A 16,701-nucleotide genomic window follows, 5' to 3' on the forward strand; every position below is an offset into this window, starting at 1 on the left:
GGAATTATGCAAAGTCGTGAACAGATCCTTGAAATGCTGACTCAAATCCTCGTAGAAGAGTTCGAGATTGATGCCGAAGATATCACTCTAGAAGCTTCGCTATACGAAGAGCTAGATCTAGACAGCATCGATGCCGTTGATTTGGTGATTAAGCTGCAGCAGATGACGGGCAAGAAGATTAAGCCTGAAGAGTTTAAAGCGGTGAGAACCGTAGATGACGTTGTTACGGCTATCGAAGGTTTAGTTAAAGAGTAATGCGGCTATTCCTGCAAATAGTGACGACCCTTGTGGTGATAGGCTACCCACTGGCGGTCTATTTTGGTCTGCACTATTTGCCAGCAGGCAGCATAGCACTCGCCTTGTGCGCCATTTTAGTCCTACGACTAATGCTGCAGCAGCAAAAATTAAAGGCGCTCATGCTGCCGCTTCTTGTGGGTATAGGGCTGACGGCCGGTAGCTTTATTGCCAAACAAAATCACTGGTTGCTGTTTTATCCTGTGGTAATAAACCTCACCATGTTGGCGCTTTTTGGTTATTCACTAAAACGCGGTCCCAGCATGATAGAGAGACTGGCAAGATTAAAGGAGCCTGAGCTGCCCGATGAGGCGATCGGCTACCTCAAGACCGTCACCCTGATTTGGTGCGGCTTGTTTATCTTTAATGGCACTATGGCGCTTTATACCGCACTCTATACCAGCATTGAAACATGGACGCTTTATAACGGGCTGATCGCCTATCTGCTTATCGGGTCGCTACTGGGTGGCGAATGGTTATACAGAACATTTTGGTTGAAAAAGTCATGACGGATCTACTTAAATCTTGGCTCCGCCAAGGCCCAGCTGCACAGCAGCTAATTAGCTTCAATCATCACGATATCGTGACGGGTTCTGCATTTACCGCCCAAGTCGCCCAGTTACAGCAGCAACTCACAGACTCAGACTCCCAACGCTGGCTGCTATGTTGCGATAGCAGCGACCTGTTTGCCGTTGGATTGTGTGCAGGTTTACTTGCAGGTAAGCAGGTCATACTACCCGCGAACCGACAAGCGGGAACCTTGAGTGAGCTGACCCACGAATTCGATGGCGTACTCTCCGATATGCCCATCTGTGAGGGCAAAGCATTTTTACGTCTCGATAAAGATCTCAACCCAGCCACTAGTGATTGGCCGCAAGCTGACAGCTGGGGCGAACTCGTCCTATTTACTTCTGGTAGCAGCGGTAAACCTAAGCGAGTCGTCAAGTCTATTGAGCAGCTCGATGCCGAAGTGAGCGTACTAGAGCAGACCTTTGCCGAACACCTGCCCCACTGTAGCGTCATCTCCACCGTCTCTCACCAGCATATTTACGGTCTACTGTTTAAGATCCTCTGGCCTCTGGCCGCGAGCCGCCCATTCTTAAGCGATCTGGTCGAATACCCTGAGACCTTAAACTACTATGCCAACCTGTTTCCAAACCTGTGTTTGATCAGTAGTCCTGCGCAGCTTTCTCGATTGCCCGATGCCCTAGATAACGAGCGTCAACTGCGCGCACCTAGCCTGGTATTTAGTTCAGGCGGTCCCTTGAGTTTTGATGCATCCAAAGCCGTGGCGAACTGTTATGGCCAAGCACCGATAGAGGTCTTTGGCAGCACAGAAACTGGTGGTATCGCCTATCGTCGTCAGCACCAGCCTAATGCTGACTGGCAAGCTTTTGCGCCGATTGAGATCCAGCAAGATCCAAGCGATGGCGCCCTACTACTGAAATCGCCCTACCTGCCAGATAGTGAATGGCTAAAGTGCGATGATAAGATTGCCCTGCACGCCGATGGAAAATTTACCCTTCAAGGCCGCTTAGACCGAATTATCAAGGTCGAGGAAAAGCGCCTGTCGCTGGTGCAGATGGAGTCACTATTGGAGAGCCACCCCTATGTGACTAAAGCCGCGCTGGTGATGCTTGAGCAACCTAGAGTGCAGCTCGGTGCTGCCATTGAGCTATCTACTCAGGGGTTAGAGCAACTTGAAGCAAACGGTAAGTTGGCCCTCAATAACCAATTAAAGAATCATCTATTGTCACAGTTTGAGCGGGTCACCCTACCAAGACGCTGGCGCTATGTAGAACAGCTGCCACAGGATCAACAAGGGAAGCGCGTTCAGTCTCGCATGTTAGCCCTATTCGATATCGATAAGTTTAAGAGCAAATGATTAAATCTAAATTGCCCACCATCATCAGTTGCAGCAAAGAGCAAGACTCAGTGACTTGGCGGCTCGATATTGCAGCCGATCTCGACTACTTCAATGGCCACTTTCCAGAGCAACCGGTTCTGCCCGGTGTGACTCAGCTCGATTGGGCAATAAAACTTGGCTGTGAGCATTTCGGTTATCCCATCGATGTCGCAACCTTAGAGGTATTAAAGTTTCAACAGCTTATGCTGCCCGGAACTCAGGTCGATCTCAACGTTAGCCACAATGCGGCCAAGGCTAAACTGACCTTTGCCTACAGCGATGGCGAAAAGCGCTTTGCGTCGGGTCGCATTGCACTCAATGGTGCTCCTAACACGGCGGATGCAAACTAATGCGTCTGGCCCTGATTATTCCCAACTACAATCATCGCGGCGCAATCGAGAAGACATTAGAGCGCCTTGCGGCCTTTGAGCTTCCCTGTTATCTGGTCAATGATGGCAGTGACGATGACACCCGCTTTCTACTTATTGAGCTGGCAGAGAAGTATGATTGGGTGACACTGATCCACCACCCATTTAATCGCGGCAAAGGCGCGGCGGTGATGACAGGCCTGCGCAGAGCCTACGCAGATGGTTTTACCCATGCGTTGCAGGTCGATGCCGATGGTCAGCACGATTTAAACGATATTCCGGCAATGATCGCCCGGGCCGAATCTGCGCCTGAAGCGCTGATCTCAGGACTACCACAATATGACGAATCCGTGCCTAAAGGTCGCTTATATGGCCGCTATATCACCCACTTCTGGGTGTGGATAGAGACCTTAAGTTTCGATATTCAAGACTCCATGTGTGGCTTTCGAATTTACCCTCTGGCGGCAACAGAGAAGCTATTTTTAAGCCACGCCTTAGGCGAGCGCATGGATTTCGATATCGAAGTGCTGGTGCGCCTATATTGGCAAGGCGTCCCCGTTATCCATCTGCCAACACGGGTGATCTACCCCGAAGATGGGGTGAGTCATTTCCAAGGCCTTAAAGACAATGTACGCATCTCACTGATGCACAGCAAACTCTTCTTTGGCATGTTGTTGCACCAACCCAAAAAACTATGGCACAAGTTCACCAGACCCAGTCAAAACAAGCACTGGTCAAGCATGAGTGAGCGTGGCAGTTACTGGGGGATTAAGCTGTTAGCCCAAAGCTACCGTTTTGGTGGGCACTGGCTGTGCCGCGCGATTATGTATCCGGTGATCTGCTATTTCTTTATCACCGGAACCACGGCGCGCACCGCATCGAAGCAGTTTTTAACCCATGTTAAGCACCAGCGTCCTAATCACCCACAGCTAGGTGAGCCACTCAGTTGGCGCGATAGTCTAAAACACTTTTTCGCCTTCGGTAATGCCGCCCTCGATAGGATCGATGCTTGGTGCGATCGCATCAAGCTTGAAGAGGTGGATTTTCCTAACCGCGAGATGCTCGCCAGCGAACTTGCTGCCGGTAATGGCGCCGTATTACTGGTGTCACACCTAGGCAATTTAGAGCTGTGCCGCGCAATCTCAATCCACCAGCGCCAAGTCAAAGTCAATGTCATGGTGCTGACGCAAAACGCCGAGAACTTTAACAGGGTGCTTAAGCAGCTTAACCCCGACAGCTCACTGAATCTTATTCAGGTGACCGAGCTTGGCCCGAGTACCTCGATGTTACTACAGCAAAAGATTGAAGCGGGTGAACTGGTAGTGATTGCCGGAGACAGAACCTCATCTCAAACCACTGGACGGGTTATCTATCAAGAGTTTTTAGGTGAACAGGCCGCATTCCCACAGGGGCCGTTCATTCTGGCAGGGCTGCTCGATTGCCCAGTTTATACCATGTTCTGCCTACGCCAAAATGGTCGATATCATGTTCATCTTGAGCACTTCGCCGATACCTTAAAAGGCCCTAGAGCGGGGCGCGCCGAGAGGCTCGAGCAAGCCGTAAACGAATTTAGCAGTCGCTTGGAGCACTTTGCTCTGAGTGAACCACTGCAATGGTTTAATTTTTATGATTTCTGGCGCAAGGATGAAGAGTTCCAACGTGCCGATGCGCAAAGCAGTAGCTGCAGCAGTAAAGGACAAGCAAGCAAATGACCCAACACAATACCTATAACCTTAGCCAGCAAACCGTTGAGTTTGGCTATAACAGCCTATCGCTTGAAGATGTGGTGGCTATCGCCAAAGGCGCAACAGCTAAGCTAAATCAGACTGAAGAGTATCGAGCCTATATCCAAAAAGGCGCCCAGTTTATCGATAGCTTACTTAAAGAAGAGGGCGTGGTTTACGGCGTTACCACAGGTTATGGCGACTCCTGTACTGTGACTGTGGGCTTAGATTTAGTCCATGAGCTACCTCTTCACCTAACCCGTTTTCATGGTTGCGGCATGGGAGAGATCTTATCGCCGATGCAAGCCCGCGCCGTAATGGCATGCCGACTCAGCTCACTGGCCGTAGGTAAATCTGGCGTGAGTTACGAGTTACTCGCGCGTATCGAAACCCTGCTCAACCTCAACATCACCCCAGTGATCCCTGAAGAGGGTTCGGTCGGTGCCAGTGGTGACTTAACACCACTGTCTTACCTAGCTGCTGTGCTTGTTGGCGAGCGTGATGTCATCTATCAAGGTGAGCGACGCCCAACCAGTGACGTGTACAAAGAGCTGAATATCGTACCGCTTAAGCTACGCCCGAAAGAGGGCTTAGCACTGATGAACGGCACCGCAGTAATGACGGCCCTCGCCTGCCTTGCCTATGATCGCGCTCAATATATGGCACGCCTTGCTAGCCGCATCACCGCTATGGCTTCACTCACACTCAAAGGAAACTCGAATCACTTCGATGACATCCTGTTTGCCGCCAAGCCACACCCAGGGCAAAACCAGATCGCGGCGTGGATCCGTGAAGATCTGAATCATCATATTCATCCACGCAACTCAGATAGACTGCAGGACAGATATTCTATCCGCTGCGCCCCCCATGTGATTGGCGTACTGCAAGATGCGCTGCCATTTATGCGCCAGTTTATTGAGACGGAGCTGAACAGTGCCAATGACAATCCTATTGTCGATGGTGAAGGCGAGCATATCCTGCACGGTGGTCACTTCTATGGTGGTCACATCGCCTTTGCCATGGATGCGATGAAAAACGCGGTGGCCAATATTGCCGATCTGATCGATCGTCAGATGGCGCTAGTGATGGATCAAAAGTTCAATAACGGCCTACCCGCTAATCTTTCTGGTGCTCAAGGCAAGCGTAAGGCGATTAACCACGGCTTTAAAGCGGTGCAGATTGGCGTGTCGGCTTGGACGGCTGAAGCCCTTAAAAACACTATGCCTGCTAGCGTGTTTTCGCGCTCTACCGAATGTCATAACCAAGATAAAGTTAGCATGGGCACCATCTCTGCTCGCGACTGTATGCGCGTACTACAGCTAACCGAACAAGTGGCCGCTGCGGCGCTGCTCGCCATGTCACAAGGCATTCGCCTGCGTATCGCACTGGAGGAGCTCGTGCCGAGCTCGATTACCCCATCGCTGGGTAAAACCTTGGCCCAAGTCGAAGCAGACTTTGAGCTACTGACCGAAGACAGACCATTAGAGCAGACCCTGCGCTCAACGGTGGATAAGATCCAAAATGGCTACTGGGAAGTGTGCAGCTAATGAAAGGCGTTCTACATACTGAACTGGAAGTAGAGATCCCGTTTCATGATGTCGATTTGATGGGCTATAACTGTTGGCATGGCTTACCTGTGCCAAAAGTTGAGCTGACTTCCGAACTAGGAGCCTGCCAATGAAAGGTATCTTATTCACAGAACTGGAAGTAGAGATCCCGTTTCACGATGTCGATTCGATGGGCTATAACTGTTGGCATGGCTTACCTGTGCCAAAAGTTGAGCTGACTTCCGAACTAGGAGCCTGCCAATGAAAGGTATCTTATTCACAGAACTGGAAGTAGAGATCCCGTTTCACGATGTCGATTCGATGGGCTATAACTGTTGGCATGGCTTACCTGTGCCAAAAGTTGAGCTGACTTCCGAACTAGGAGCCTGCCAATGAAAGGTATCTTATTCACGGAACTGGAAGTAGAGATCCCGTTTCACGATGTCGATTCGATGGGGATCACTTGGCATGGTAACTACCTCCGTTACTTTGAACTGGTGCGCTGTAAGCTGCTCGATAAAATCGGCTACGGCTACCGCGCCATGCAAGACTCAGGGTTTAGCTGGCCGATTGTCGACGTACAGATAAAATACGTGCAATCGAGCACCTTCGAGCAGACGGTGATCGTTAAGGCTGCTCTGGTCGAATGGGAAAACCGCCTCAAGATAAATTATCAGGTGGTCGATGCTCAAACGGGTAAGCGTATCACTAAGGGCCACACCATTCAGGCTGCGGTCGATATGCAAACTCAAGAGCTGTGCTTTGTGACGCCTGAGGTCTTCCAGCAGAAGATAGCCCATCTACTGCCCCAGCTATCCAGTAATGAGCAAAGCGAATGAAACGTCTCTTTCCCCTAACACAAGCTCGAGCACTCGCCCTAACACAAGCCCTACTGCTGTCAGTGCTGCTCAGCAGCAGTTACGCGCAAGCTGATACAGACGCCAATTACTCAGAGCTGTTTCAGCATGGGGCGAGCAGTGCAGAGCTAACAAAGCTAACGACCCAGCTATCGCCAAGTGCGCAGGCCAAAGGGGATTTCAGCCAGTATCGCTACCTCAAGGTGCTTAAAAAGCCGTTAGTGAGCCAAGGTGAGTTTGTCTTTGCAAAAGATTTCGGCGTAATTTGGCAGCAAAATACCCCGTTTGCCAGCACACTGATCTTAAAAGATAAGCAGCTTATCCAGATAGACAGCCAAGGCAATATCAACATCAATAACGCCGATCAAGCTGGCAGTGGCAATCAGATGAGTGAGCTGATGCCAAAGCTGTTAAATGCCCTGTTAAGCGGTGATATTCAGCAGTTAGCGCAGCATTTTAGCCTCAGTCTGCAGCTAGACTCGAACGCTGAAGGCCAAGCGCCTCAACAGTGGCAACTGGGGCTAAAACCCACAGACCCATTGCTAGAGAAAGCAATGCCGCAGATGGTGCTGGCTGGCAATGAGCAGATCCAAACTCTGGTGCTGTTTAGCCGTAATGGCGATCGCAGCCGCATCGAATTTTCAGCCATCGATGAAAGCCCATTAACGGCAGCGGACAAACAGCGCTTTAGCCCCGCTCCGTTACCAGAAATATCGCCAAATACCGCCCCTCAGATCGAGGGCAAATAGCCATCATGAAGCCGAGCTTGAATCGATTTCTAAGCCACAATACCGCCAAGTTAAGACTCTTTATTTGGCTAACCCTAATCGCTATTACCTTAGCGACAGGTCTTGTGCTGTGGCAGGGCGGCGCTCGGGTACAAAGCGATATTCTCGCCATGCTCCCCAAGGTGAGTGAAAGCCCTATGACCCAGCGTGCAATGGCACAGGTCGAGCAGCAACTGGCTAACCGTATCTACCTAGGCTTCATTAGTGGCAATGAGCAGTCAGCAATTGATGCGGCCAAGACTGCAATGGCAAAGCTTAAGCTGCCCTCGCAACATAATACGAAAAAAAGTACTCAAAACACGGCTCGAAAAAGTGCCTTTATCGACATTAGCAGCGCCGATATGGCGCAGGCCGAGGCACTAAACCGTTATTACTTTAATCATAGATTTCAGCTACTCACCAATGAGCAGCAGCAACTGCTTGAGCGGGGACAATGGCAGCAGCTCACGCAAGCCGCCCTCGAAAAGCTTTATAACGCCTTTAGTTATGCTAACAGCGACTTGCTGACTCATGACCCACTGCTGCTCTACCCTGACAATCTGATCGCATTGGCACCATCGCAGCAGCTTAGCGTTAAGCAGGGAGTACTGCTCAAGACTATCGCCCCAAAAGCGCTAAACCAGAGTCCAAGATTTGCCGCTATCGTGATGGCTAAAGGCCGCGATAGCGCCTTTAACCCTAACGCACAACAGCTACAACTCTCGGCACTGACAACGGCATTCGATGCGGTAAAGCAGCAAGACAGTGATATTGAGATCATCAAGGCGGGCGCACTATTTCATGCAATGGCGGCAACCGAAAACGCCAAGAGAGAGGTCTCGAGTATCGGCCTTATCTCACTGTTAGGTGTTATCGCCTTGGTCTGGTTCGCGTTTCGCTCCTTTATGCCGCTCACTATCGCCTTGGTCACCGTCAGCAGCAGCTTCCTATTTGCAGTGGTAACAACAACGGCAGTATTTGGAGAGCTACACCTACTGACACTGGTATTTGGCACTAGCCTTATCGGGATCTCAATTGACTACTGTTTTCATTACTACTGTGAGCGTTTAAATCACCCAAGTCATAGTAGCGACCGAGTCATCCAGCAGATTTTTATCGCCATATCACTGGCGCTACTGACCAGTGTTATCGCCTACAGTGCCATAGGCCTCGCCCCTTTCCCTGGGATGCAGCAGGTCGCAATATTCTGCGCCTCTGGCTTAGTCGGTGCCTACTTAACTTTGCTACTAGCCTACCCAACTCTTGCCGCTCGACCATTGCGAGATGGAAATAGGGCCCTAGATTACGCCAGCAGCTATCAAGGCTTTATGCTTAGCCTAATGCCTGCTGGGTCGAGTAAGCGTCTACTGCTAGCAGTTGGAACCTGCGTGTTTATCACCATAGGTTTTACCCAGCTGGCCGCGAATGACGATATCCGCCAACTACAGCATACACCTGCAGATATTCAAGCCGAGGAAGATGAGCTACGCACCCTACTTAGTGGTGGCACCGACAATCAGTTTCTACTGGTGACCGGAGATTCCGAGCAGCAGGTTACCGATGAGCTCGCTCAGTTGGAGCCACTCCTCAAACAAGCTGAGCAAGATAACTTAATAGGTAACCACCTGAGCCTAAGCCGCTTTCTGCCAAGTCAGTCAGCGCAGGAGCGACACTACCAACTACAGGGGCTGATCTATCGAGAGCATTTAGATGAGATCCTTGCCAGCTTAGGCTTAGATCCCAGCATTAAAGGCGCGCTTATAGAGCAATACCAAGCGGCAAAGGGAAACTTCATCACTGCCGATAGCTTATTAAATCATGCTGCGGGCGAAAGTTTTAAGCCGTTATGGTTATCGCCACAAGAGGGCGAAAGCGGTTACGGCGCTATCGTGCTGCTTGGCGGGATCACACAGTTAGAGGCGCTGACTCAACGTTTTGATGCTCTACCTCATGTTGAGTTGGTCGATAAAGTCGGCGATATCTCAACGGTTATGGGCCACTATCGCCAGATTACCTTAGGATTGTTAGCACTAGCGCTACTTATCGCCGGGATCATCTTCACCTTTAGATTTGGCATAAGGCTCGCCGCAGTTGTCGTTGCGGTTCCAGCCCTGTCGGCCCTACTGACCTTGGCCTGCTTAGGCATCAGCCATAATCCGCTAACCCTATTTCATGCATTGGCACTGATCTTAGTCTTCGGCATCGGCATCGACTACAGCCTGTTTTTTGCCGAGTCTAAGCAGCAGACTCGTGGAGTGATGATGGCGGTGTTTATGTCAGCCATGTCGACCCTACTCGCTTTTGGCTTGCTTGCCTTTAGCCAAACACCAGCAATTAATGCGTTCGGCCTAACCCTAATGCTAGGTATTGGCTTTACCTTCTTGCTCTCCCCTTTTATTCAAATTTTTACAAGGAAGTCTATTGATGTCGACTGATCAAGCTGTTCAGTATGAGAGTGAATCTGGTGTAACCGAAGCGGTCGATGTTGCCATTATTGGCGCGGGGCCATCGGGTAGCATTGCCGCTAGCTTGCTACATGCTCAAGGTAAAAAAGTATTAGTGTTAGAGAAACAGCATTTTCCGCGCTTCTCTATCGGTGAGAGCCTACTGCCTTGCTGCATGCAAGTTATCGATGAAGCCAATATGCTTGAGGCAGTCAATCAAGCGGGATTCCAGTTTAAAAACGGCGCCGCTTTTCGCTACCAAGATAGCTACACCAGTTTCGATTTTACCGATAAGTTCACCCCCGGCCCCGGCACGACCTTTCAGGTAGAGCGCGCTAATTTCGATAAACTGCTAGCCGATGAAGCTGTCAGTCAAGGCGTGGAGATCCGTTACGGTCACAGGGTCGAGTCGATAGATTTAAGCGCCGAACCAAGCCTTAGCGTGATTAATGACAAAGGCGAAAAGCAAACCATCAATGCCAAGTTTGTGCTCGATGCCAGTGGCTTTGGTCGTGTGCTACCTAAGCTACTCGGCTTAGAAAAACCCTCGACACTGCCGACTCGAAGCGCCGTGTTTAACCATATTCACGACAACATCACAGACCCAAGCTTTGACCGCAATAAGATTTTGATCAGTGTCCATCCAGATAATCAAGATATCTGGTATTGGCTCATTCCTTTCAGCGATGGTCGCTGCTCGGTCGGCGTTGTGGGGGAGCCTGAACAACTCTCCTCTCTAAGCGGCTACGCTAGTAATGGCTTTAGTGATGAGATCGGCAATAGTGACTTAGATAAAATTCTTAAGACCATGATTAACCAAGAGCCGGGATTAAGAGCGTTACTCGCAGATGCAGAGCTGATAAACGAGTCGGGGCTACTCAAAGGCTACTCGGCAAATGTGAAGACACTAGCTACCGATAAGTTTGCCCTGCTGGGTAATGCTGGCGAGTTTCTCGATCCGGTATTTTCATCGGGGGTAACCATAGCGATGCAGTCTGCATCCATGGCGGCTAAAACACTGATAAGACAGCTGGATGGAGAGCGGGTCGATTGGCAGCAAGACTATGCCCAACCGCTAATGAAAGGGGTCGATACTTTCAGAACCTATGTCGAAGCTTGGTACGACTGTCGTTTCCAAGAAGCGATCTTCTTCGATAAGCCCGACCCGAAAATCAAGCAGATGATCTGCTCAATTCTTGCTGGATATGCTTGGGATGACAACAATCCTTTCGTTAGCGAATCGAAGCGCAGACTCAATATGGTTGTAGAGCTATGTCGAAGTTAACTATAGCGTTAGCCTTTACGGGCCTATGCCTGTTAATTACTGGCTGTAGCCAAACCCTGCAGCGTCAAACCTGTGTCGAACTGGCAGCGGATGTAAGCTACTGCTTAGCGCCTATCACTCAACAAGTCTTGGGAGCTAAGCTCATCGATGATAGCCTTTTGGAAGAAAATCAAACAGCAGTCAGTGCCACTCAAAAGGTCAGCATCCAGACTCAAGATAGCCAACACGAGTTGCTCAGTCAGTTGGAGCTTGAGCCACAGCAGCTCACTCTAGTGGGTCTCGCTCCACTTGGGCAGGCGCTGTTTACCCTCACCTATGATGGTAACACCTTGATCAGTGAGCAGAGCCAGCTACTCGGCGATCAATTTAAGGCAGAATACCTGTTGGCGATTATGCAACTTATCTATTGGCCCGATGCCAGCGTCAACCCGAATTTACAAGGCGCCAAGATGCAGAGCTATGACTGCGATAGCGCTTTGTGTCGCGGGCTATTCTTTGCTAACAATAAGGCTAAAAATGGGACTATTGACTCGGCAGCTGACAAGCAGCCGATAATAGCCATACGCTATAGTAATTTAGACAAGTGGCAGGCTCATGTTAGCCTAAGTATTGATGCTGCAAACTTTAAGTTGAGCATTAGCCCGTTATAAACCTGATTTAGTGGAAATTTAAGTGAACTCAACAACACAAATCGCGATAACCCATTTAGGTTTATGCTGCCCTCTAGGCCAGTCACCGCAAGCAGTGCTCGATAACTTACTCCAAGCCAGTATCGCTGGCATGCAGTGGCGTGACGATCTGCTATTTGAACGCCCAGTGTTGGTTGGCCAAGTCGATGCCGAGCTGCCAGTGATCCCATCAGCCTTAAAGCGGTTTGATACCCGTAATAACCAGCTGACGCTGTTGATTGCTCGGCAGATAGAGCAAGCCGTTGAGCAAGCTAAGGCACGCTACGGATGTGAACGAATCGGTATCATTATCGGCACCAGCACCTCGGGCATTGCCACCGGCGAAGCTGCGCTTAGTGAGTATGAAACTCGCGGCGAATTCGCTAAAGAGTATGACTATGCCAAGCAAGAGCTTGGGGATACGAGCCAGTTTTTGCAGGCCTACTTTGAGTTAACTGGCCCTTGCTATACCGTATCAACTGCTTGCTCCTCTAGCGCCAAGGTCTTTGCCAGCGCCAAGCGCCTTATTGATGCCGAGATCTGTGACATGGTGATTGTCGGTGGTATCGATACCCTGTGTAAGCTTACCCTTAACGGCTTTTACTCACTTGAATCCATATCTAGCGGCCATTGCCAACCCTTTAGCGTTAATCGTGACGGCATCAATATCGGTGAAGGCGGCGCGCTCTTTCTTTTAGAGAAAGTTACCCTAGAGAAGCTTGCTGCTGAAAAAACAGCGCAAGAAGATGAGGAGAAAGCGATAATTCTCAGTGGCATTGGCGAGTCTAGCGATGCCCACCATATCTCGGCACCGCATCCAGAAGGCAGAGGTGCCGTCAATGCGATGCAAGCCGCCCTTACCATGGCAAACCTCAAGCCTGAGCAGATCGATTACCTCAACCTGCATGGCACAGCGACACCAAAAAATGACGCCATGGAGAGCCGCGCCGTACATCAAGTATTTAGCAATAACTTGCCTGCAGCGAGTTCAACCAAACCACTCACGGGCCATACTTTAGGCGCTGCGGGTGCGATAGAAGCGGCGTTTTGTTATCTACTGCTCAGTGATTACAATACTCACCAGCAATTGCCACCGCAGGTGTGGGACGGGGAGCAAGATCCTAACGACCCAAGCCTTCCGCTAGTCACCAAAGGGCAACAGGCCAATATTAATCACGTAATGAGTAACTCTTTTGCCTTTGGTGGCAGTAATGCTAGCCTGATCTTGAGCCGTATCAGCTCAAGTCGCGAAGCGAAAATATAGATAATGACTCAACAGAGACAAACTAAGATGCTTAACGTACCTCAGTGTGATGCAAACAAGTGTGATGTGACTAAGTTCGATGTCACTAAGCTTGCCGAGCAAGAGGTGGAGAAGTTTATTCCCCATCGCCAGCCAATGATCTTAATCAGCCAGCTACTGCACTATAGCCATGATAGCTTGCTGACTCAGACTGATATCTCGGCCTCTAGTCCCTATTTCGATGCCAATCTCAACGGCGTGCCTAACTATGTCGGCATCGAGTATATGGCACAAAGCATCGCGGCACTGGCAGGCGTAGAAGCCCATCTACGCGATGACATTATTCGAGTGGGATTCTTGCTGGGAAGCCGTAAGCTAAAGATGCACATCCCACAATTTGAGCTTGGACAAAGCTATCAAACCCGAGTGACTCGCCTCTACCAAGAGGAATCGGGGTTGGCGGTATTTGACTGCCAAATTTTACATAACCAAGAGGTGGTGGCCGAAGCCAATGTGAATGTATTCCAGCCACAAGACGCCTTAGCCTACATTGCCGAGTCTACTCAGTAATTTATCGATAAAAATACCAAGGTGCAGCGTCCCCACTCAGTCACAACTAGCCCCACAAAGGCAACCACAAACAACAGACTAACTAGGGCGCTACGCAGGGAGCCATAAGATGACAAAAAGAGTATTAATTACCGGTTCAAGCCGCGGCATAGGCAAAGCTATTGCCCTAAAACTTGCCGCCTCCGGCCATGACATTGCGATGCATTTTCATAGCAATCAAACCGCCGCCGATGCCACCAAGGCGGAGCTTGAGCAGTTAGGGATTAAGGTCAGCTGTCTGCAGTTTGATATCGCCGATAGATCCGCAGTCAAACAAGCGATTGAGCAAGATATCGAGCAATACGGCGCCTATTACGGCGTGGTGCTCAATGCCGGCATCAATGCCGACACCGCCTTTCCTGCGATGACAGAGTCGGAGTGGGACAGCGTGGTGCATACCAACCTAGATGGTTTCTATAACGTTATCCACCCAACCGTTATGCCTATGGTACAGGGCCGTCAAGGCGGACGTATTATCACCCTTGCATCGGTATCGGGCATCGCAGGCAATCGTGGTCAGGTTAACTACAGTGCCTCTAAGGCTGGGATTATTGGCGCAACCAAGGCGCTCTCCTTAGAGCTCGCTAAACGTAAGATCACCGTAAACTGCATCGCCCCTGGGCTTATCGAAACGGACATGGTCAGCGATATTCCAAAAGAGATGGTCAACACCATAGTGCCGATGCGCCGCATGGGTAAACCCTCGGAGATTGCGGGCCTAGCAAACTACTTGATGTCAGAAGATGCCGCCTATATCACTCGCCAAGTGATCTCGGTAAATGGAGGCATGATATGAGCCAAGCAGCTTTTCCTCGCCGCGTAGTGATCACTGGCGTTGGCGGTATTTCAGCCCTCGGCCATGATTGGCCAACGATTGCTGACAGCTTGAAAGCACAGAAAAACTGCGTGGTGCGTATGGACGAATGGGACAGGTTTGCTGATCTGCATACCCGTTTAGCCGCCCCTATTACTGACTTTGAAGTGCCAAGCCACTACAAGCGTAAAAAGATCCGCTCCATGGGACGGGTGTCGATTATGGCCACCCGTGCCAGCGAACTTGCACTGATTGATGCTAACTTGCTTGATGATCCTGTGGTGACATCTGGCGCGATGGGCATTGCTTACGGCTCATCCACGGGCAGTACCGATCCTATTATTGCTTTTGGTGACATGCTTAAAGATGGCGATATGTCAGGTGTTACCGCCACCAGCTATATCCGTATGATGGCACACACCACGGCAGTTAACGTTGGGGTTTTCTTTGGCCTAAAAGGCCGAGTGCACACCACCAGCAGCGCCTGCACCTCAGGCAGCCAAGGCATAGGTTACGCCTATGAAGCCATCAAGTATGGCCAGCAAGATCTCATGCTTGCCGGCGGCGGCGAAGAGCTTTGCCCGACAGAGGCTGTGGTTTTCGACACGCTATTTGCCACCAGCACCAAAAATGACACGCCAACCGAGACGCCGCGCCCATTTGATAAAAGCCGTGACGGCCTAGTGATTGGCGAAGGCGCCTGCACGCTAGTCTTAGAGGAGCTTGAGCATGCTAAGACCCGCGGCGCAAAAATCTATGCCGAAATCGTCGGTTTTGGTACCAATGCCGATGGTCTACATGTGACGCAGCCCAATAGTGAAACCATGGAGATCGCGATTCGCTTAGCACTGAAAGATGCAGCCATCGACGCCGATAAGATTGGTTATGTAAATGCCCACGGCACCGCGACCGATCGCGGCGATATCGCCGAGACACAGGCCACGCATGCGGTGTTTGGTGCTGAGCAGCCTATCTCTTCACTTAAGAGCTACACCGGCCATACATTGGGCGCCTGCGGCGCGCTAGAAGCTTGGGTGAGCATAGAGATGATGAACGAAGGCTGGTTTGCACCAACACTGAATCTGACCGATATCGACCCTGAATGCGGCGAGCTGGACTACATCAAAGATGAGATCCGTCAACTTGAAACCGATTATGTGATGAGTAATAACTTCGCCTTTGGCGGCATCAATACATCGCTGATCTTTAAGCGGTTTAAAAGATAGGACCTAGGCATAGTAGGTACTAGGTTCTAGGAAAAGCAGGTTCTAAGATCTTTAAAGCAAAGACGAGTGGCCTGTGGCCTTACGAACGTGACTACGTCACTTACGGAACGCTGCGCTTACGGAAAAGATGGGACAGGCCGAAAAAACTAAGAAGCGGCAAAGATGGTGCTTTTGGCTTTTGCTGTTCCTAGCAGGGCGCAGCCCGTCCTCAAAGCGCAGCGTCCTAGAGCCTAGTACCTTCTTTTTTCTGTAGGTTGGGCTTTAGCCCATCAAGCTTGGTTTTTATAAAGAATTTGTCGGCATAAATGCCGACCTACAGAAAGCCGAAAAGCTAACAAAGACGCTTGCTTTTGCTGTTCCTAGCAGGGCGTAGCCCGTCCTCGAAGCGCAGCGTCCTAGAATCTCGTACCTTGTTTTAAAACGCAGCGCCCTAGAACCTAAATCCTTTTTTATAGCTGATTTTCATTGCTAGTTTTCATGTTCTAGCCATAAATGATTTACATACTAAAACAGCATTAGAAAAAACTTATTGAAATTAATCTAATTAAAGGTTTAAATATCTGCACAAGTTTTGTTCAGCCAAAGAACATTATAAATAGAGGTGGCTATGTTAAACACTCAGATTTCAGAATTATCAACCAAGCCGGCTAGTAGCCAATGCTGGCAGCTGATAGAGGAAGGTGCGATCGTGATCGATGTGCGCTCGCCACAAGAGTTTGCTGGCGAGCATCTGCCACAGGCGATCAATGTACCACTAGATACTTTAGCGACTTGGCTGCACAAAGTTGAAAACCGTCAGCAAGTGTTTGTGCTCTATTGCGGTGCAGGCATTCGCGCGCAAAAGGGCTGCGATATTTTAAAAGCTAATGGCTTAGAGTGCGTGATTAACGGCGGTGCATTAAAAGATCTACTCTGCTGTCAGCCAAAGCGCTAATACCGTTCGGAATAA

General features: G+C 50.1%; 19 protein-coding genes. All 19 read left to right on the forward strand.

Going from position 1 to position 16,701, the window contains the following annotated elements; genetic code table 11:
• The first annotated feature begins 6 nt into the window (after positions 1–6).
• The 19 genes from JMA39_RS15495 (at position 7) to JMA39_RS15585 (ending at position 16,686) form a co-directional block, all read left to right on the forward strand.
• A complete protein-coding gene (locus tag JMA39_RS15495; protein WP_202722764.1) occupies positions 7–255 on the forward strand; it encodes an acyl carrier protein in 249 nt (82 codons plus the stop codon).
• Positions 255–803, forward strand: coding sequence for a COG4648 family protein (locus JMA39_RS15500; RefSeq protein WP_202722765.1), 549 nt, complete (start codon positions 255–257; stop codon positions 801–803). Before JMA39_RS15495 ends, JMA39_RS15500 begins: the two co-directional genes overlap by 1 nt.
• Positions 800–2,179 (forward strand): AMP-binding protein, encoded by a 1,380-nt coding sequence (locus tag JMA39_RS15505; protein ID WP_202722900.1) that lies wholly within the window; start codon positions 800–802, stop codon positions 2,177–2,179. Before JMA39_RS15500 ends, JMA39_RS15505 begins: the two co-directional genes overlap by 4 nt.
• Positions 2,176–2,550, forward strand: a complete 375-nt coding sequence (locus JMA39_RS15510) for an ApeI family dehydratase (protein ID WP_202722766.1) — start codon at positions 2,176–2,178, stop codon at positions 2,548–2,550. The genes JMA39_RS15505 and JMA39_RS15510 overlap by 4 nt, the downstream gene beginning before the upstream one ends.
• On the forward strand, positions 2,550–4,280 hold the full coding sequence (locus tag JMA39_RS15515; RefSeq protein WP_202722767.1) for a glycosyltransferase family 2 protein: 1,731 nt from the start codon (positions 2,550–2,552) through the stop codon (positions 4,278–4,280). Before JMA39_RS15510 ends, JMA39_RS15515 begins: the two co-directional genes overlap by 1 nt.
• The gene (locus JMA39_RS15520; RefSeq protein WP_202722768.1) at positions 4,277–5,839 is read left to right on the forward strand and encodes an HAL/PAL/TAL family ammonia-lyase; all 1,563 of its coding nucleotides are present in this window, start codon (positions 4,277–4,279) and stop codon (positions 5,837–5,839) included. The genes JMA39_RS15515 and JMA39_RS15520 overlap by 4 nt, the downstream gene beginning before the upstream one ends.
• Entirely contained in the window at positions 5,839–5,973 is a 135-nt protein-coding gene (locus JMA39_RS21340) for a hypothetical protein (protein ID WP_269154451.1), read from the forward strand. Before JMA39_RS15520 ends, JMA39_RS21340 begins: the two co-directional genes overlap by 1 nt.
• Positions 5,970–6,104, forward strand: a complete 135-nt coding sequence (locus JMA39_RS21345) for a hypothetical protein (RefSeq protein WP_269154452.1) — start codon at positions 5,970–5,972, stop codon at positions 6,102–6,104. The genes JMA39_RS21340 and JMA39_RS21345 overlap by 4 nt, the downstream gene beginning before the upstream one ends.
• Positions 6,101–6,235 carry a hypothetical protein gene (locus JMA39_RS21350; RefSeq protein ID WP_269154452.1) on the forward strand — a complete coding sequence of 45 codons (135 nt, stop codon included), beginning with the start codon at positions 6,101–6,103 and terminating at the stop codon, positions 6,233–6,235. Before JMA39_RS21345 ends, JMA39_RS21350 begins: the two co-directional genes overlap by 4 nt.
• Positions 6,232–6,678 (forward strand): acyl-CoA thioesterase, encoded by a 447-nt coding sequence (locus JMA39_RS15540; protein ID WP_202722769.1) that lies wholly within the window; start codon positions 6,232–6,234, stop codon positions 6,676–6,678. Before JMA39_RS21350 ends, JMA39_RS15540 begins: the two co-directional genes overlap by 4 nt.
• A complete protein-coding gene (locus JMA39_RS15545; RefSeq protein WP_202722770.1) occupies positions 6,675–7,445 on the forward strand; it encodes an outer membrane lipoprotein carrier protein LolA in 771 nt (256 codons plus the stop codon). Before JMA39_RS15540 ends, JMA39_RS15545 begins: the two co-directional genes overlap by 4 nt.
• A 5-nt stretch (positions 7,446–7,450) precedes the next feature.
• Entirely contained in the window at positions 7,451–9,898 is a 2,448-nt protein-coding gene (locus JMA39_RS15550) for an MMPL family transporter (protein WP_202722771.1), read from the forward strand.
• Positions 9,888–11,192, forward strand: coding sequence for an NAD(P)/FAD-dependent oxidoreductase (locus JMA39_RS15555; RefSeq protein ID WP_202722772.1), 1,305 nt, complete (start codon positions 9,888–9,890; stop codon positions 11,190–11,192). The genes JMA39_RS15550 and JMA39_RS15555 overlap by 11 nt, the downstream gene beginning before the upstream one ends.
• The gene (locus tag JMA39_RS15560) at positions 11,180–11,842 is read left to right on the forward strand and encodes a DUF3261 domain-containing protein (protein WP_202722773.1); all 663 of its coding nucleotides are present in this window, start codon (positions 11,180–11,182) and stop codon (positions 11,840–11,842) included. The genes JMA39_RS15555 and JMA39_RS15560 overlap by 13 nt, the downstream gene beginning before the upstream one ends.
• Positions 11,843–11,864: 22 nt before the next feature.
• A complete protein-coding gene (locus JMA39_RS15565) occupies positions 11,865–13,124 on the forward strand; it encodes a beta-ketoacyl-[acyl-carrier-protein] synthase family protein (protein ID WP_202722774.1) in 1,260 nt (419 codons plus the stop codon).
• Between the two features lie 27 nt (positions 13,125–13,151).
• Positions 13,152–13,673 (forward strand): ApeP family dehydratase, encoded by a 522-nt coding sequence (locus tag JMA39_RS15570; RefSeq protein WP_202722901.1) that lies wholly within the window; start codon positions 13,152–13,154, stop codon positions 13,671–13,673.
• A 109-nt stretch (positions 13,674–13,782) separates the two neighbouring features.
• Positions 13,783–14,508, forward strand: a complete 726-nt coding sequence (locus JMA39_RS15575) for a 3-ketoacyl-ACP reductase FabG2 (RefSeq protein ID WP_202722775.1) — start codon at positions 13,783–13,785, stop codon at positions 14,506–14,508.
• Positions 14,505–15,752 (forward strand): beta-ketoacyl-ACP synthase, encoded by a 1,248-nt coding sequence (locus tag JMA39_RS15580; protein WP_202722776.1) that lies wholly within the window; start codon positions 14,505–14,507, stop codon positions 15,750–15,752. The genes JMA39_RS15575 and JMA39_RS15580 overlap by 4 nt, the downstream gene beginning before the upstream one ends.
• A gap of 607 nt (positions 15,753–16,359) precedes the next feature.
• On the forward strand, positions 16,360–16,686 hold the full coding sequence (locus JMA39_RS15585) for a rhodanese-like domain-containing protein (protein WP_202722777.1): 327 nt from the start codon (positions 16,360–16,362) through the stop codon (positions 16,684–16,686).
• The last annotated feature ends 15 nt before the right edge of the window (positions 16,687–16,701 follow it).

The sequence above is a fragment of the Shewanella schlegeliana genome (assembly GCF_016765635.1).
GTDB lineage: Bacteria > Pseudomonadota > Gammaproteobacteria > Enterobacterales > Shewanellaceae > Shewanella > Shewanella schlegeliana.

Bases quoted from the DNA above. Each gene is read 5' to 3' on its own strand.
- JMA39_RS15495 (WP_202722764.1), top strand. From the start codon at position 7: ATGCAAAGTCGTGAACAGATCCTTGAAATGCTGACTCAAATCCTCGTA.
- JMA39_RS15500 (WP_202722765.1), top strand. From the start codon at position 255: ATGCGGCTATTCCTGCAAATAGTGACGACCCTTGTGGTGATAGGCTAC.
- JMA39_RS15505 (WP_202722900.1), top strand. From the start codon at position 800: ATGACGGATCTACTTAAATCTTGGCTCCGCCAAGGCCCAGCTGCACAG.
- JMA39_RS15510 (WP_202722766.1), top strand. From the start codon at position 2,176: ATGATTAAATCTAAATTGCCCACCATCATCAGTTGCAGCAAAGAGCAA.
- JMA39_RS15515 (WP_202722767.1), top strand. From the start codon at position 2,550: ATGCGTCTGGCCCTGATTATTCCCAACTACAATCATCGCGGCGCAATC.
- JMA39_RS15520 (WP_202722768.1), top strand. From the start codon at position 4,277: ATGACCCAACACAATACCTATAACCTTAGCCAGCAAACCGTTGAGTTT.
- JMA39_RS21340 (WP_269154451.1), top strand. From the start codon at position 5,839: ATGAAAGGCGTTCTACATACTGAACTGGAAGTAGAGATCCCGTTTCAT.
- JMA39_RS21345 (WP_269154452.1), top strand. From the start codon at position 5,970: ATGAAAGGTATCTTATTCACAGAACTGGAAGTAGAGATCCCGTTTCAC.
- JMA39_RS21350 (WP_269154452.1), top strand. From the start codon at position 6,101: ATGAAAGGTATCTTATTCACAGAACTGGAAGTAGAGATCCCGTTTCAC.
- JMA39_RS15540 (WP_202722769.1), top strand. From the start codon at position 6,232: ATGAAAGGTATCTTATTCACGGAACTGGAAGTAGAGATCCCGTTTCAC.
- JMA39_RS15545 (WP_202722770.1), top strand. From the start codon at position 6,675: ATGAAACGTCTCTTTCCCCTAACACAAGCTCGAGCACTCGCCCTAACA.
- JMA39_RS15550 (WP_202722771.1), top strand. From the start codon at position 7,451: ATGAAGCCGAGCTTGAATCGATTTCTAAGCCACAATACCGCCAAGTTA.
- JMA39_RS15555 (WP_202722772.1), top strand. From the start codon at position 9,888: ATGTCGACTGATCAAGCTGTTCAGTATGAGAGTGAATCTGGTGTAACC.
- JMA39_RS15560 (WP_202722773.1), top strand. From the start codon at position 11,180: ATGTCGAAGTTAACTATAGCGTTAGCCTTTACGGGCCTATGCCTGTTA.
- JMA39_RS15570 (WP_202722901.1), top strand. From the start codon at position 13,152: ATGCTTAACGTACCTCAGTGTGATGCAAACAAGTGTGATGTGACTAAG.
- JMA39_RS15575 (WP_202722775.1), top strand. From the start codon at position 13,783: ATGACAAAAAGAGTATTAATTACCGGTTCAAGCCGCGGCATAGGCAAA.
- JMA39_RS15580 (WP_202722776.1), top strand. From the start codon at position 14,505: ATGAGCCAAGCAGCTTTTCCTCGCCGCGTAGTGATCACTGGCGTTGGC.
- JMA39_RS15585 (WP_202722777.1), top strand. From the start codon at position 16,360: ATGTTAAACACTCAGATTTCAGAATTATCAACCAAGCCGGCTAGTAGC.